Raw genomic sequence first — 15,485 nt, 5'->3', positions numbered from 1 at the left:
GAAGATCGCAAGGGGCCTCTTGCTAACAGGTTTGCTAACAGCGGCCCGCTAAACGGCCCCGCTCATCACCTTCGCGAACACGTCCGCCGCGGCCACCTCGGCGGAACGGATCACATGCGCGTAGACCCGCAGCGTGATCGCCGGGTCGGCGTGGCCGAGCCGAGCCGCCACCACATGGACGGGGACGCCCGCCAACAGCAGCGTCGTCGCGTGGATGTGCCGCAAGTCGTGCACGCGGGCATGGGGCAGCGGCTCGGCCGGCTTAGGCCCTTGCGGCGGGTTGTTGTAGGCCCGGATGGTCTTGGTCATCAACCAGCCCACCGAGTCCGGATGGATCGGCTCTCCCCGCTCGGTTGTGAACACGTAACCGTCTTCCGCACCGCGCCAGGCTTCACCGGCCTGGAACTGCTCAGCGAGCTGGGCCTTACGGTGCTCCCTGAGAACGGCCACGGTCTCATCGTCGATGGTGACGACGCGGGACCGGCCGCTCTTGGTCGTCCCTTCGATGCGCCGGCCCTTGACCACACCGGCAGAACCCCCGATGGTGATCCGCTTGCCGTCCAGATCGACGTTCGACCAGCGCAGCGCCAGCAGCTCACCCCGCCGGGCACCGGTGTAGGCGGCCAGGTGGTAGAAGGCGAACAGCCGGTGCTCGCGGACGGCCTGGAGGAACACCCGAAGCTGCGCGGGCGTCCAGATGCCATCTGCTTCCCTGACCAGCCCTTTGGGACGCTTGGCCCGCTCGGCGGGGTTGGACGGGATCAGCTCATCGACGAGAACGGCGTCCGCGAACGCCTTGTGCAAGATGGCATGCACCCGCATCACGGTCGAGACGCTCAGCGGCTTGCCGCCCTCGCCGCCGCTTGCCAGGAGATCCCTGTAAAGCTTGGTGATCTGGGCCGGACGGACGGCCTGGAGCCGCAGGTCACCGATGTGAGGCTTGATGTAAAGCCGGACCATGGTGTGGTAACCGGCCAGCGTCCGGGGCTTGATCTCGACTGCGTGTGCTTCGAGCCACTCATCCAGGTATTGAGCGACGGTGATGGTGGTGCGGTCGATGTACTCACCGCGCCGGGCCTTGACGCGGGCTTCGTCACGGGCGGCTTTGGCCTCTTCCTCGGTGACGAAGCCGCCGACCCATTTGGGTTTGGAGACGCCGGTTTCGGGGTCGCGGACGCGGATGACATACGACCAGGTGCTTCCGCGTTTCATGACCCCGTCCCGCAGCCGGGGCCGGGCCTTGCGGGAGGATGCGGGCTTGCCGGTCTTGCGGGGCATCAGGCGGCGTCCTCCTGGGCGAGCAGGCGGTCTATGTAGTCTTCGAGGGCTTTGCGGGGGATGCGGCGGGAGCCGTGGACGCGGACCGAGCGCAGGGCGCCGGAGGCGATGAGTTCATAAAGCTTGCTGCGGGAGATCGCCAGGGCGCGGGCGGCTTGGGGGACGGTGAGCATCAATGGCTCCATAGGCGGCTCCTTTCAGCGGCGGTCAACGGGTTGAGAGGCGGCAGGGGTGTGCCGGTCAGCGCGGCGGTCAGCAGTGCTTCACCGGGGGTCAGGCCGCGGCCGGCGTAGCGCCAGTGGGCGATGACGAGCACCCGGTCTTCCTCGGTCAAGGGCAGCCGCCCGGTGGTGATCTGCTGGTGTTGCTGGTTGTGCCGGATGCGGGCGGCGCGCAGCCGTGCGAGGGTGGTGGAGTAGTGGCGGGATTTGGTGGTGAAGTGGCCGCGGAAGCCGAGCATGTGCGCCCACTCCGCCAGCCGCAGCCCGGCCATCTCGGGCAGAGCGCCTAGGTGCAGGCAGGCGGCGATAAGACGCCGGGCGTGGTCGCTGACCGGCAGGGCGTCTAGGTCGTCGGTGGGGCGGATGCGCCGGTCGAGGGTGCCGGTGCATTCGGCGGCTTTGGTGGCGTATTTGGCGATGTAGCCGGCCACCGCGGTATCGGTCAGCTCACCCGTGGTGGTGATGGGGCGGATATCGAGCTGATCACCCCAGGCCAGCACCCGCGCGGGGATGCTTTCGGTTGCGGGTGTGGTGACGGTGACCGCCCGCACCGCCTGTTCCACCGCTTCGGCGAGGGCTTCGTAGGTGGCCCAGCCGGGCGGGGTGGTGGCTGGGCCACCGGGTCCGTCCAGGCGGATGATGGCGTGGAAGTGGACCGTGCCGCGCCGCTGGTATTCGGCCACCTTGGCGAACGACACCGTGAGCACCTCGCCCAGCGCCGCGACGGTCGTTCCTGCGGTTTTGGCCAGGCGCCGCCGGAGAGCGAGGGTGAAGCGCCGCCACAGCTCAGGGGCGAGGGCGTTGAACAGGACGGTGCCGTGGTGGTCGTAGCAGTCCGGGCACAACGGCTCCCCCAAGCGCGGATCGTCGGGAGCGTGCCGGGCGGTGCAGGACACGGACCGCCCGTGCGGGCACGTCGTGGTGTTGCGGCGAGGGCGGCAGGGCCGCACGTTGCCGCCGGGAGTTGTGCGGCGGGCATGGACGGGGCCGAAGGAAGGTGCGGTGAGGGTGACGAAGGCGGCCGGGTGCGCCGCCACCGTGGCAGGGACGCCTTTGCCGCCGACCAGTCCGGCTTTGACGAGGTGGTAGGTGTCGGCCCGATAGACCTCGGCGCAGGCCGGGCAGCGGGAGGCCCGGCGGGTCTTGCAGGCCACCCGCAGGGTTCCGCCGGGTTCGCTGGTGGTGGTGTAGCGGTGGAGCAGTTCACCGGTTGCCGGGTCGAGGTAATCCACCCGGCCCTTGAGATGAATCGGCTGCAGGCACCCGCCCAGCGCACGGGTCCGAGCCGCCCACCTGCGGAAGTCCGGGCGGGCCATCTTGGCCGCCATGTCCCGGGCGGCCAGCGGAGTCACCAGCGACGAGGCAGGGCGAGGCACGAAGGCGGGACCTTTCCTTTGTCCGGTTTGCAGCAGGCGAAGGGGAACGGCCCCGGCGCGGCCATCCGCGCCGGGAGCAGCCGGTTCGACGGGCGGGGTTAGAGGGCGGAGGCGAAGGCCGCAAGCGCGTCGGCCAGGGCGGCCAGGCCGCCGCCGAGCGCGGTCACGGTCTCGGCAGCGGCGGAGGGGTGACGCAGCACGTAGAGGGCCAGCACCAGCCAGAAGGTCCAAAAGAGGCAGCGACGGACGAACACGGGACGGCTCCCTTCAGACGAGGAGAAGGAGGGCAGGAGGGTGGGGTTAGGCGGGGTGGTTGCGGATGTGGCGCAGCAGGTCAGAGGCCAGCCGGTTCGACACCCCCAGCCGGGCCCGCAGCGCATCACGGGTGATGGGGCGGCCGTGCTTGGCCTGATGCTCGGCGGCCACCTGGCGGGCGAACTCCACCAACGGCTCTGCCAGACCAGGCCGACCATCCCCGTCCGACCGGGGCGGGGAGGCCGAGCCGGAACGACCGGCCCCGCCCTGGGACGAGCAGGCCGATGCGGAGATCGGGAGCGGGATGGTGGTCTGCCCGTCCTGCACCGAGGACGGGGACGGGTCAGGGGCGGGCAGCTCAGGACGAGCCCCGTCCCCCGCACTCGCCACCTTTGCGGGTGAGGAGGACGGAGAGGACGACCGGACCACCGGGGACGGGGACGAGGAGGCCAGGTCGGGACGGCCGAAGGACGGCGGGACGGCCGGTTCCGTCGAGGACGAACCGGATTCCTCACCGCTGCCGGGCCGGGTGGTGGCGCGGCGTTCGAGCATGGAGACCGCGACCAGGAAGGCGGCGGCGGGGGTTCCGGCGGTCACCCACCCCCACACGGTCGGCTCTGCTTGGGCGAGGTTGGCGGCGAGGGACAGGAGGATGCCGCCGGCCAGCACGCAGGTTGGCCACGACAGCCGTGCCGTGGGCCGCTGGGTGCGTTTGTCACGCTGCCGTTCCCGGGCCGCCATCACACACGTCAGATCGATGCACACGGCGACGGCCCAGGCCATCCACCCGTCTTGGCCGTGCTCGCGGGCGGTGTCGTGGATGTGAGTGAACGACCCGGCCGCGGCGATCACCGCGAGGATCACCACCGGGCCGGTATCGGCCAGGGCGAGCAGGAGGCGCCGCATCACGCCGCCCTCTCCCCGCACACCTTGGCCAGCAGCGCGGCCAGCTCCCGATCGCACTCGTGGGCGTCGGCCCAGCCGTAGGCCTGTGTGGCCGAGGTGGTGGTGAAGGTCTCGGCGCACCGGCGGCACGAGGCCAGGTGCAGGCCGCGGATGCCGTCCCACTCCACCACCGGCCCCACCAGGACGAGGACGGACCGCCGGGACGAGCAGGACGAGGACGGACGGGACGAGGGAGAAGAGACGGGGGCGGGACGGGGACGAGCGGCCGGACGGGCCGGATGTCCGGGGTGCAGGGTGGTCACTTCACCGGTTGGAGACATGGGCAGGCTCCACACGTTGGTTTCGGGCATGGGTGGGCTAGGGACCTGGCGTGAGGGAGGGCTCACGCCAACCCGCGGGGAGAAAAGAGCGAGGAGGAAGGGGGAGGCGGCCGGGGTTATGCGACGGCCGGGCGGACGGCTGGGAGGCTGCTGGTCAGGTCGGCCCACGATGGGGTGAGGTGGGCGTAGGTGTGGGCGGCGTGTTCGGCCTCGTGCTCGGGCACGTACACCGATCGGGCGCGATGCCAGGTGCCGTCCTGGCCGGCGACGATGCACACCCCCGGCATCTGGGCGGGGATGGTCCGGGCGGCGTCCAGGGCGGCGGGGTCGAGGTCGCCGAGGGTCATGGTGGCGGTTTCCGGGTCGTTGACCCGGTGACAGATGCGCCCGGAGAGCTGGGAGCGCAGCGCGGTGACTCCCGGGCCGAGGTCGGAGCCGATGCGCTGACCACAGATCACCAGGTGGACGGCGAAGGCCCGCCCGAGCTGGGCCAGGCGCAGCAGGGCTGTGCCGGTCTTGGCCACCTGGTCTTTCTCGGCCCGGTCGGCCATGAGGAACAGCTCGGCCACCTCATCCACCAAGACAACCACCGGCACCGGCCGCAGGTGGTCGGGCAGGTGCCAGACGTTGCGCACCCCGTGCACCCGGCACAACGCCATGCGGGCTTCCACCTCGCCGACCAGGTCGCCGAGCAGGGCCAGACACTCAGGCCGGGTAGTGGCCAGTGCGGAGAGGCGCGGGGCATACGGGGTGAACTCCACGCCGCCTTTGAGGTCGAAGCCGACCAGGGCGACCGGCTGAGGTGCCAGGCCCTTGATGATCGCGTTCGCTAGGTTGGACTTGCCCGACTGCGTAGCACCGGCGTTCAGCCAGTGCGGCACGGTGCGGAAGTCGATGATCCAATCGGATCCGTTGTCCAGCTTGCCCGGCCGCACGGTCAGCAGCCGCCCGGTGTCCGGGTTCACCCGCACCTCGGTCAGCGGGTCACGCATGGTCGCCCACAAGGTGATCTGACCGGGGCGGACGTCGGCCACGCGGACCGAGTGGACCCGCCAGGCGTGCGCGATGCCTTCCGCGGCGCGTTCGTAGTCGGCGGGGACCTGGCCGTCGTGCAACCGGACGCGCACCCGCCATCCCAACCGGGTGGGGCGCAACCAGCCCAGCCGCGGGGCGCGTTCGACGTCCACACGCCGCCACCGCCGCTTACAGGTGGCCACCGTGACGGATCGGGCCGCCGAACCGGCGACCGGAACCGCATCGAGAGTCCACCGCCAGCGGCGGCGTGTGCGGGACAGGCCACACCCTGCGGCCACATGTGCCCAGGTCAGGTACACCAGGGCGAGGCGGAAGGGGTAGCCGGCCCCGTACCAGAACGAGGCCGGATGCCAGTGCCGCCACACCCACGACCCGACCGCCACGAGAGCGGCCAGAGCCGGGATCAGCAGGGCGAGGTTGTTCATCGCAGCCCCCGCCTTAGGCCATCTCCGCCGGAACCGACACCCCCGGCACACCCACCGGCGAGGAGGGAACGGCCGGTGCGGCCGGGTGGGCGGGGGTGATGTGGTCGGCGCGGTAGGCGATGCCCCAGCGGGTCCGCCCACCGGTGTGCTGCTCCCAGGGGAAGGCCACCAGGCCGGAGACGGTGACCACCTGCCCCACCGAGATCTGCGGGTCACCGCCCACCGCCACGGTGATCAAATCCACGTTCCCGTTCTCGTCGGCCGCGGTGAGCTTGACCGTGTAGACGGTGCGGCCGTGGCGGTCCACCTTCACCTCACCGGTGTTCTGATCCACCAGCTTGGGACGCGGCGCCGCCACGCACACGAACGTCAACGCCGATGTGTCCACAGGAATGCTGCGCATGAGACCTCCACTTGTCGAGTCCCCTAGACAGCGCCTTCGGTTCAACGATGAGACTGTCTAGGGGGGTATGCAATGAAGGTAAGCGATGGAGCCGCCTACTGTCTAGGGGGGTATGCAGAATCTCAGTCGTGGAGCGCCCAGTAGACGGCGGTGGCGTCATCGCTGGCTTTGCCGCGCGGCCAGCGTGTGCCGTCCGGGTCGCTGTGCTCGGCGTCTCGGGTTTGGGTGAGGAGTTCGGCCGGACCGTTCTTGTCGAGGAGAGCCAGCAGGTCGGGCCAGGTCAGCAGGCCGAACCGGTCGGCCGGCCGGCTTGCCCCGTCGCTGAGCAGTGCCACGGCCCGCACCCGGTCCAGTGGCGTGGAGCCGGTCAGCGCTTGTTCGGCCGCTTCGGGACGGGTGCTGGCCACCCAGAACCCGCCGGGCCGGTTGCGGTGGTCGTTGAGCTTGCGCACCCGGGCGAGCTGGAAGGCCGCATGCTCGGCGCTCCCCAGCGGCGGCCGCTCATCCGGGCCGTCGAGCCGGGCGAGGACTCCGGCCAACCGGTCGTCACTGATCACCAGCGGGTCGGCGTCCGTCCGATCCAGGACGAGGACCGAATCCGCCAGCACCAAGTGTTCGAGCCGGTCACCGGCCACCCGCACGGCCACCACGGTGGCCGAGGGCGAACCCGGATGCTGGAGATCGCACGTGTGGGAGTGCAGCGCGTTGACCCGCTCAATGCTCGCGGCCAAGGCGTCGGCAAGACTGGTGCGAGGGTCGAGGGCTTCGGCCAGGAGCAGCCCGCCGAGGGTCCGGGCGTACCAGGCCACCGAGTGCGAGCACCCCGATTCCAGCCCGGCCGGGATGCCGGCCCCGTCCAGGAGGACGGCGAGGCCGGGTGCCGCCGCCGCGAAGTCTTCGTTGTCCCGTCCGGGGGTGGCCGGTTCGCTGGCGATCAGCACCCGCATCCCGTCTCCTCAGGCTTCGTCGTGCCGGTAGATGGGCGTCAGCAGCTCGGTCCGGACCGGTTCATGGGTGGCCGGGTCGTACTCGGTCCCCACCACCACCGAGAAGCACTCGGTGCCGACCTGCCCCCACAGGGAGCCGATGTCGGTGGTCAGCAGGTGCACCACCCCAAGCGACCCTTCCGGATGGATGCCCGCGATGGCCAACAGCGACCCGTTGCCGTCCGGCCGGGGCAGCCGCCCCAGATAGCCCACGTCATAAGGCCGAGGCGGGTCCTCTTCCTGCCCGCTGCGGAACTCCCGCCCGGTCCGCCTGTCGCGCAGCAGCCACCCGGCTTCGTCCCGGTCCCACTCCAAGACCGGATCTTTGGCGTAGACCTCCCGCATGGCCGCCGACATCCGAGGCCCGCAGATCACCAGCAGCCCGGGCCGGTTCAGATCGAACTCACCCGACAGCGGCACATGGTCATAGCCGACCGACAGATCAAAGGTGCGCGCCAGTTCTTCCAGCCGCTTGCCCGTGGTCAGGTCATCCAGCGCCACATACGTCCGGTCACTGGCCGGGTCGGGCCGCAGCGGCGTGACCACCGTGACCTCACCCGACCCCAGGAACGCCCCCTCGGGCGCCGGGCCGGTGTGCCGGATCTGGTGAATCCGCCCTCGGCTCAGCCCCGCCGCCTGGGCGATCTGCGCATACGACAACCCTTGCGCGTGCAGTTCTTGAATCACCCGCCGCCGCAACCGCGCCAGCTCCGTGACCTCCTGCTGAGCCTCGGCCAGACGTTCCGTGGCCGCCCGCAGCAGCTCGTACGGGTCTTCTATCTGCGCGATGCGCTCAACCTCGCCGGGCATGACACCTTCTCTCGCTTCCCGCAGCGAGTCTAGGACTCTAGACATCAAGCGGGAAACCTCCATGCCCGTCGCCGCGCTCACCGCCCGCAGCCGCCGCCGACGCCGAGGAATCGGCGGACCGCTCACAGACCGCCGCCTTCCCCCTCGGACCCGTCCCCGAGGCCCTCACGGCGAAGCTCCTCCAGATACAGCGTCCGCAACAGCCCCGCATGAAGCTGCGCCAGCCGAGCCATCGCCCGCACCGCGGCCCGATTACGCGCGAACTCTTCCGCCGTCCACACCCGCACATCCGCGGCCCGGCAGACCTCGCACGGCTTCTCACTGGAACAGCGGTGCGCCCGCCTGCGCCCCCGGGAGTGCCGCCCCATCACGCCTCACCCACGACGTCGGCCCACACCCGCAGCCCGACTCGTACCGGCTCACAGCCCCACTCCTTCGACAGCGCCCGCACGATGTGCAACCCGCGCCCGCTGAGCGCCGCCTCATCCGCTGGATCGTCCCCCACCAGCACGGGACGACTGTCTGAGCCCATGTCGATCACGGCCACCTCGACGTGATCGGCGAAGACCTCCAGCTCCACCACGAACAGCCCGCCCGGCTGCCCGCTTTCGGTGTGCTCGATGGCGTTCGTGGCCAACTCACTGACCACCAGTTCGACCGCATCGGCCAGCACGTGATCCGCCAGCACCAGCCGGGCGAACTTCCGCGCCAACCCCACGGCCTCAGGCGTGCCGTCGAACAGCCGGCACCAGCGCGTCATACGCATCACCACCCATGCGTCTAGGGGGCTACACACCCCTGGAGAAGCGCAGCGTATGACAGATCTAGGGGGCTATTCAATACGTTCAGTGAATAGATCCTAGGATCTTTCCAAGATCCCGAGCGGCCCGTTCCACCAGCGCCACCGCCTCATCCCCGAACACCGCCGACCGGGCGAACCCTTCGAAGACCTCCACATACGCCCGAACGTCGGCCTCTGCGGTCAGTGTCAGCTCACGGGTGAACGTCTCCACCGTCACCGCCGAGTCGTCATAGATCGTGAACCCATGCAGCGGCACCCCGCACCGCTCCGAGCCCACGACGGTCCCGGCAGGCACCACCCCTAGGCGCACGTTCGCCCGTCCAGCGACTTCCACCAGGTGAGCGAGCTGCTCCGGCATGCACGCCCCCGACCCCGGCCACGTCCGCAACACCCCTTCACAGATCACGAACGTGAAGTGCCGTCCCTGATCACCGAGCACCGCGGCCCGATCCACCCCGCCCTCACCCAGCACGACCATCCCGGCCGCCCGGTCATAGCCGGCCGTCCGCAGCAGGTAAGGCACCGCCACCGACTCAAACGACCGCACCAGTGAAGCCGACAGCGCTCGCTCCACCGCTGTCCCCTGCCGGAACGACACCCCCGCATCCACCCGAGGAGCCGCCGACTCGGCGTATGCCCCCCGTACCTCGGCGGCCAACCGCTCGAACTCGGCAGCCTCCAGCCCCAGAACGCCGAGCAGCCGGACCACTACCTCAGGATCCGCAACCCGCCGCCCCGTCTCCACCCGAGACACCGTCGGCTGAGGCACCCCCGCCCGCCGAGCCAACTCCGCCCCCGACAACCCGGCAGCCGCCCGCAACCGCCGAAGCTCCCGCCCAAGTGCCACAATCCGGTCCGCACCCATAACCGAGCGTTCTACCACCCCCACACCCAGCACCCAGCCGGCTCACATCGATCCACACGAACCCGCGCACCGCACAGACCGTTCAACTGAGCCCTGACCTACGGTTCCGTGAAACCAAGGGTCGGCCGATGAGAACTTTCTCTACGTCTTCAAGCCGCCCGCTGGCGCGGACAGAGCCGGCCTGGCCGGGCCGGGCATGCGGCCTCTTGCGGGCCGATCCCGCCCCGGCCGACCGGCGCAATGCCGAGTCCTATTGAAGCCGCGGTGGAGGCTCTTGACCTGTGGCCTGCCTCCATGCGGAGGTGAAAGCGTCGGCATCGTGCGCACGGGCCTGCTGGAGGAAGGTGATGCAGACGCGGCGCAGATCGGTCATCTCACGCTCTGTGGCAATGGTGAGCCCTTCAACGAGGGAGCGCGTGGCCTCGCCGACCTGGTCCAAGTTGAGCAGCATCTTGCCCAAGACAGTCAAGCTCGTGGCCAGGTTGGGCAGGAAGGCGTCAGGACGTTCCTGGACCAGGGTCCGGTAGAGATTCACGGCTTCGGTGATGGCCTCCAGAGCCTCCTCCCTCCGCCCCATGTTCGCCAGACAGGTGGATTGGTTGTTCAACGACATGGCCAGGTCGGGCAGGAAGGCGTCAGGACGTTCCTGGACCAGGGTCCGGTAGAGATTCACGGCTTCGGTGATGGCCTCCAGAGCCTCCTCCCTCCGCCCCATGTTCGCCAGACAGGTGGATTGGTTGTTCAACGAGCCGGCCAGGTCGGGCAGGAAGGCGTCAGGACGTTCCTGGACCAGGGTCCGGCGGATCTGGACGGCTTCGGTGATGGCCTCCAGAGCCTCCTCCCTCCGCCCCATGTTCGCCAGACAGTTGGATTGGTTGTTCAACGAGCCGGCCAGGTCGGGCAGGAAGGCGTCAGGACGTTCCTGGACCAGGGTCCGGCGGATCTGGACGGCTTCGGTGATGGCCTCCAGAGCCTCCTCCCTCCGCCCCATGTTCGCCAGACAGTTGGATTGGTTGTTCAACGAGCCGGCCAGGTCGGGCAGGAAGGCGTCAGGACGTTCCTGGACCAGGGTCCGGCGGATCTGGACGGCTTCGGTGATGGCCTCCAGAGCCTCCTCCCTCCGCCCCATGTTCGCCAGACAGGTGGATTGGTTGTTCAACGAGCCGGCCAGGTCGGGCAGGAAGGCGTCAGGACGTTCCTGGACCAGGGTCCGGTAGAGATTCACGGCTTCGGTGATGGCCTCCAGAGCCTCCTCCCTCCGCCCCATGTTCGCCAGACAGGTGGATTGGTTGTTCAACGAGCTGGCCAGGTCGGGCAGGAAGGCGTCAGGACGTTCCTGGACCAGGGTCCGGTAGAGATTCACGGCTTCGGTGATGGCCTCCAGAGCCTCCTCCCTCCGCCCCATGTCCGCCAGGCGGTTGGATTGGTTGTTCAACGACATGGCCAGGTCGGGCAGGAAGGCGTCAGGACGTTCCTGGACCAGGGTCCGGTAGAGATTCACGGCTTCGGTGATGGCCTCCAGAGCCTCCTCCCTCCGCCCCATGTCCGCCAGGCGGTTGGATTGGTTGTTCAACGAGCTGGCCAGGTCGGGCAGGAAGGCGTCAGGACGTTCCTGGACCAGGGTCCGGTAGAGATTCACGGCTTCGGTGATGGCCTCCAGAGCCTCCTCCCTCCGCCCCATGTTCGCCAGACAGGTGGATTGGTTGTTCAACGAGCTGGCCAGGTCGGGCAGGAAGGCGTCAGGACGTTCCTGGACCAGGGTCCGGTAGAGATTCACGGCTTCGGTGATGGCCTCCAGAGCCTCCTCCCTCCGCCCCATGTCCGCCAGACAGGTGGATTGGTTGTTCAACGACATGGCCAGGTCGGGCAGGAAGGCGTCAGGACGTTCCTGGACCAGGGTCCGGTAGAGATTCACGGCTTCGGTGATGGCCTCCAGAGCCTCCTCTTGTCGACCGAGTTGGGCTAGGACGGTGGCAAGTCGATGGCTCCAGCGGGCCCTTTGAGCCGGGTCAGTGTCGGGAGGCAGAAGATCACGGATCCTGCGGGTCACTGTGGCGGCGGCGGTGGCCAAGGCGACGGTGGGGTAGGGGATCATGTCGGCGATCCGCTGGAGATCATCCAGTTCGGCCGGGACATCGGCCAAGACGGTGGCGAGGAGGTCGCCCAGGCGGGTGCCGGTCTGAACGGCGACCACGATCGCCGCGGGGGCCAAAGCGTTCAGGTCGGCCCGCAACGCCGCCTCGATCACCCCAGACGCATGCCGGTGGTGGGCACAAGCCCGGGTCAGCACGGTCAACGCCCGCACCGCCCGTTCCTCCTCCAGCCCCGTCAAACAAGCACGGGCCAATTCAGGGCTGGCGTGCAGTTGGTCGGTCACGTGCCGCTCGGCCAGCAGGTCGGGCCGCAACGGCTCCAGCCACGCCGACCCCGTTCCCGGATACAGCTCCCGCGCCCAGCGGGCGAACCGGCCCAGCCGCTCGGCATTGGCCTCGGCCAGATCCGGCACCCGCCTGAGCACCGTGCGGGCATCGGCCTCATCAGCCGCGCCCAGCAACGCCAGCGCCGCCACCACCCGCTCCAGCAGAACCAGCTCGGCGTTCAACCCTTTTACCTGCGCAGACTGGCGCCACAGCCGCTTCTCATGCCCGAGCAGCCGATCCAACACCCCCAGCTCGGCCACCGCCCGCACCCCGCCGCCTTCCTGTCGGGCGTCCAGCACGGCCACCAGCGCGGCGGCGTGCAGTACCAGCACCGGCAACCGCCCTGTTCCCTCGGGGATCGTCACCGACACCTTCGGGACCGGCGTGATGCCCAGCGCCGCCGCGAACGCCGGCACCGCATCCAACACCACTTGCTCATCGCTTTGATCCTGTGTCAGCGCGGGCTTCAGATCACAGCGCCCGGCGCGCTCCACCAGCCCCCGCACCGCGGGCACTTCCGAGCCGAGGGTCTCCCACCACTCCCCGGCCCGCCGCGCCACCAGCAACACCCGCACATCCCCGCAGTCCCCCGCGGCCTCCAGCCGGGCCGCCTCCGCCAGCATCGCCGCCAACTCCGGGCGGGTCTCGGCGTAGTCGACCACCAGCAAACACCGCCTGCCCAGCTCGCGAGCACGGCCGAGCTGCTCAGCCTCACGACCCGCCGCGATGTCGGTCTCGCACTGCCATCCGGCCGCCCGCAGCTCCTCGACCAGCTCCAACGCCAACCGGGTCTTGCCCACACCACCGGGCCCGGTCAGCAGCCACACCGGGCACGCCGACCCGTCCTCACACCACTCCCGCAGCAGCTTCAACTCATCAGCCCGCCCCGCAAACGGCACCACACCCCGTGTGGGCCGCAGCAACGCCGCCGGGCTCTCATCGGCCTCCGCCGGATTACGGTTCTCCTCCAGTGCCTTCCGCCGCCCAGCCTCCTCCGCTATGGCGGCGGCCCGACTTGCTTTGAGGGCGCGTCGTGCGTTCAGCCACTCACTGACGTAGGAGCCTGCCGCCCCCGCTGCGATGGCCGCCACCACGCTCAACACCAGCCGCACCACCAGGGGCCATGACGACGGCAGCAGCGGCACCACCGCCGTCACCACCCCCGCCGCCACCGTCAACAGCAAGAACATGAACGGCCGCCAACGCCCAGCACCATCCATACCTGCAAGGTTCCCCCAAGCCCACCCCTTGCAGCAGTAAAAACCAACGAAGACCGCCAGGCCGTAACCGGCCAAACACACCACCCCAGCCCACCCGCGCCACCCACTCAACCCCGCGAACACGCCAACGACAAGACGACCACCGCTCCCTGACGACCAAGCAAGCAGCCGAAAGACAACCGGCGGAAGCGCGAAACGATCACCACGACGGTTGCGGCCAAGGAGCTGCCGCGGAGCTTCCGGTGCTCGGGCCGTGACCGGCCCTGCGCTCCGGATCCCCTTGCCACCGGAAAAGCCGGATACGGCGGGCGCCCCCACTTGCTAACGCCAGTGCTAACAACAGCCCCGGACAACGGCGGACGCAGGTGGACGGTTCGGAGGCTCGACAGCAGATCAGCGGACGGATATGGACCAGAGCGGACACCGCTCGATTGGCTCGTAATGAATAGGTCGTCGGTTCGATTCCGACAGGCGGCTCCCAGCTCAGAGGCCCCTTGCGATCTTCGCAAGGGGCCTCTTGCTAACAGGTGGGTGACTAACTGGGTGGCTGAGCCCCTGGTCATGGGCTGTCTGAGGCGTTAGCGGCCCCCCGGAGAAGACGGTCCATCGCCTGGGCGCCGGGCAGCAGAACAGGCCAGATCTGCTTGCGGTAGGCGGTTCCGTCGCCTGGCTGCTGTTGTGGCAGACCAGGCGGGAGACGTCTTCGAGCGGGACGTCGGAGTCCGGCGGCAGGGACACGAAGCTGCGCCGCACCTCCCGAGGCGTCCGGTCTTTCGGTCTTGATGCCTGTTTGGCAGGTGATTGTTTCGGTCGCTGGACGTGCTCCGCTGGGCGGCAGCCTGCACGGTGGGCGGGGTGGTAGCAGGTGATGGGTACGGGCCGTCTGGTCGAAGGCGGCTTAGCGGATCAACGCCTCTGCCATCGCCGGGACCTGCTCACAATCCGTGGGCCAGGCGGTGGTGCGGCATCACCCAGCCGAAGGTGGGTTCGACCACCCAGCGGCGGAGTTGCACGACGAACCCGCACTGGCCGGCGGGTTGGCCACGATACGCACCACCATGCCCGGCACCCGTGCAGCCCAGGCCACCAGATGCCCGGAAAGTCCTTGGTCGGCGAACACCGCCCGGCACGAGGAGGCCGGAGACAGCCCCGACAGCAGCGGGATGGCCCCGGCACGGTCTTGCACACCGGCCGTTCGAATCATCACCGCCATCAGCAGGCCGAGATGCCGGTAAGGATGAAGCGTTTGCGCCCATTGATCTTCCTGGTGTCCTCATGGCTGCAAGGGTCCGGGCCGGCGGTGCTGGCGGCCTTGGAGCCCTGTGACCGCTGTTGAAGGGGCGGCATCGCGGTCGTGCCGGGTGCGCAAGTGTCGGCGCAGAACGTGGGTGACGCCCTGGGTTTCCCAGTGGCGGGCATGCCAGTAGGCCGTCTACCCGGACGGGAAGTCGTGCGGCCGATACCACCAAGGGCAATCGGCCTGGTCCAGGGATGCGATCACACCTAGCGATGTCGCGGCGTGCGTACTTTTCCCTGCAGCCATCCCAGTGTTCCGGTGGCAGAATGGTCCGGTGGGTGTCTGCCGCTCATCGGTCGGCTCCGAAGGGTAAGGCGGGTGTCTTATCCCCCGCTCGGCAGGCATACATTTCACGATCACCTACCAAACGCGCACTCAGCGGATACGAGCCTGCCTCACAGCGTGATGCCTCGCCAGAGCCATGGCGCGGCGGCCGACCCTGACGGCCCTCTCCTCACATCCGGCCGTGAGCCGCGGCCTGACGTCCCGTCTGTGCTCTTACCAGGGGTCTTTTCAACACGCTGTCTCCGCGAGCCGAGATGGAGGACGTCCCAGCCAGGGACGATGCCGTGAACTGGGATGGCGCTGTACCGGACACCAACGAGGCCCGTCCCGGCTTCTTGGGGCACGTGTCGAAAAGGTCCGGGGACTGTACCCCGGCCCCGGCGTTGCCACCGCTCCCAGGGCACCGAAATGCTGAGCAAACCTCAGTGTGGTGTGGGCTTTGAAGAAAGTTTTTGTGATGTGACGTCTATGCGGGTTGGAGTGGGGTGTCATGATCAGAGGAAGCGCCGTAGTCTGGGGCGGCGTGGTGTCGGTGCCGGCGCCGCGGGAGTTTCGCTTTCGGCGGATGATGCCGCATGGTG

13 protein-coding genes are annotated in these 15,485 nt (G+C 69.0%); all 13 read right to left on the bottom strand.

The window, feature by feature from the left end; translation table 11 throughout:
• Positions 1-48: 48 nt before the first annotated feature.
• The 13 genes from TCUR_RS25855 to TCUR_RS22250 all read right to left on the bottom strand — a co-directional run bounded on the left by TCUR_RS25855 (position 49) and on the right by TCUR_RS22250 (position 13,292).
• Positions 49-1,278, bottom strand: a complete 1,230-nt coding sequence (locus tag TCUR_RS25855; protein WP_012854845.1) for a tyrosine-type recombinase/integrase — start codon at positions 1,276-1,278, stop codon at positions 49-51.
• The gene (locus TCUR_RS22300) at positions 1,278-1,463 is read right to left on the bottom strand and encodes a helix-turn-helix domain-containing protein (RefSeq protein ID WP_012854844.1); all 186 of its coding nucleotides are present in this window, start codon (positions 1,461-1,463) and stop codon (positions 1,278-1,280) included. The genes TCUR_RS25855 and TCUR_RS22300 overlap by 1 nt, the downstream gene beginning before the upstream one ends.
• Positions 1,451-2,875 carry a replication initiator gene (locus tag TCUR_RS22295; protein WP_012854843.1) on the bottom strand — a complete coding sequence of 475 codons (1,425 nt, stop codon included), beginning with the start codon at positions 2,873-2,875 and terminating at the stop codon, positions 1,451-1,453. The genes TCUR_RS22300 and TCUR_RS22295 overlap by 13 nt, the downstream gene beginning before the upstream one ends.
• Before the next feature lie 98 nt (positions 2,876-2,973).
• Complete coding sequence (locus TCUR_RS27220) at positions 2,974-3,129, bottom strand: hypothetical protein (RefSeq protein WP_012854842.1); 156 nt, start codon at positions 3,127-3,129, stop codon at positions 2,974-2,976.
• A 46-nt stretch (positions 3,130-3,175) separates the two neighbouring features.
• A complete protein-coding gene (locus TCUR_RS22290) occupies positions 3,176-4,036 on the bottom strand; it encodes a DUF2637 domain-containing protein (RefSeq protein WP_012854841.1) in 861 nt (286 codons plus the stop codon).
• A complete protein-coding gene (locus TCUR_RS26680) occupies positions 4,036-4,356 on the bottom strand; it encodes a hypothetical protein (RefSeq protein WP_148233088.1) in 321 nt (106 codons plus the stop codon). The genes TCUR_RS22290 and TCUR_RS26680 overlap by 1 nt, the downstream gene beginning before the upstream one ends.
• Positions 4,357-4,472: 116 nt before the next feature.
• The gene (locus tag TCUR_RS22285; RefSeq protein WP_012854839.1) at positions 4,473-5,816 is read right to left on the bottom strand and encodes an FtsK/SpoIIIE domain-containing protein; all 1,344 of its coding nucleotides are present in this window, start codon (positions 5,814-5,816) and stop codon (positions 4,473-4,475) included.
• A gap of 13 nt (positions 5,817-5,829) precedes the next feature.
• A complete protein-coding gene (locus TCUR_RS22280) occupies positions 5,830-6,219 on the bottom strand; it encodes an SCO3933 family regulatory protein (protein WP_012854838.1) in 390 nt (129 codons plus the stop codon).
• A 122-nt stretch (positions 6,220-6,341) separates the two neighbouring features.
• On the bottom strand, positions 6,342-7,166 hold the full coding sequence (locus TCUR_RS22275) for a protein phosphatase 2C domain-containing protein (protein ID WP_012854837.1): 825 nt from the start codon (positions 7,164-7,166) through the stop codon (positions 6,342-6,344).
• Between the two features lie 9 nt (positions 7,167-7,175).
• Positions 7,176-8,015 carry a sigma factor-like helix-turn-helix DNA-binding protein gene (locus tag TCUR_RS22270; protein ID WP_012854836.1) on the bottom strand — a complete coding sequence of 280 codons (840 nt, stop codon included), beginning with the start codon at positions 8,013-8,015 and terminating at the stop codon, positions 7,176-7,178.
• A gap of 367 nt (positions 8,016-8,382) precedes the next feature.
• Complete coding sequence (locus tag TCUR_RS22260) at positions 8,383-8,775, bottom strand: ATP-binding protein (protein ID WP_012854834.1); 393 nt, start codon at positions 8,773-8,775, stop codon at positions 8,383-8,385.
• A gap of 85 nt (positions 8,776-8,860) precedes the next feature.
• Positions 8,861-9,682, bottom strand: coding sequence for a Scr1 family TA system antitoxin-like transcriptional regulator (locus TCUR_RS22255; protein WP_041440254.1), 822 nt, complete (start codon positions 9,680-9,682; stop codon positions 8,861-8,863).
• Between the two features lie 250 nt (positions 9,683-9,932).
• Positions 9,933-13,292, bottom strand: a complete 3,360-nt coding sequence (locus TCUR_RS22250) for a tetratricopeptide repeat protein (protein ID WP_012854832.1) — start codon at positions 13,290-13,292, stop codon at positions 9,933-9,935.
• Positions 13,293-15,485: the final 2,193 nt, after the last annotated feature.

Origin of the sequence: Thermomonospora curvata DSM 43183 (assembly GCF_000024385.1) — a bacterium.
Taxonomy (GTDB): domain Bacteria; phylum Actinomycetota; class Actinomycetes; order Streptosporangiales; family Streptosporangiaceae; genus Thermomonospora; species Thermomonospora curvata.
Note: the sequence above shows the minus strand (reverse complement) of the source record. Positions and strands in the feature narration are given on the sequence as shown.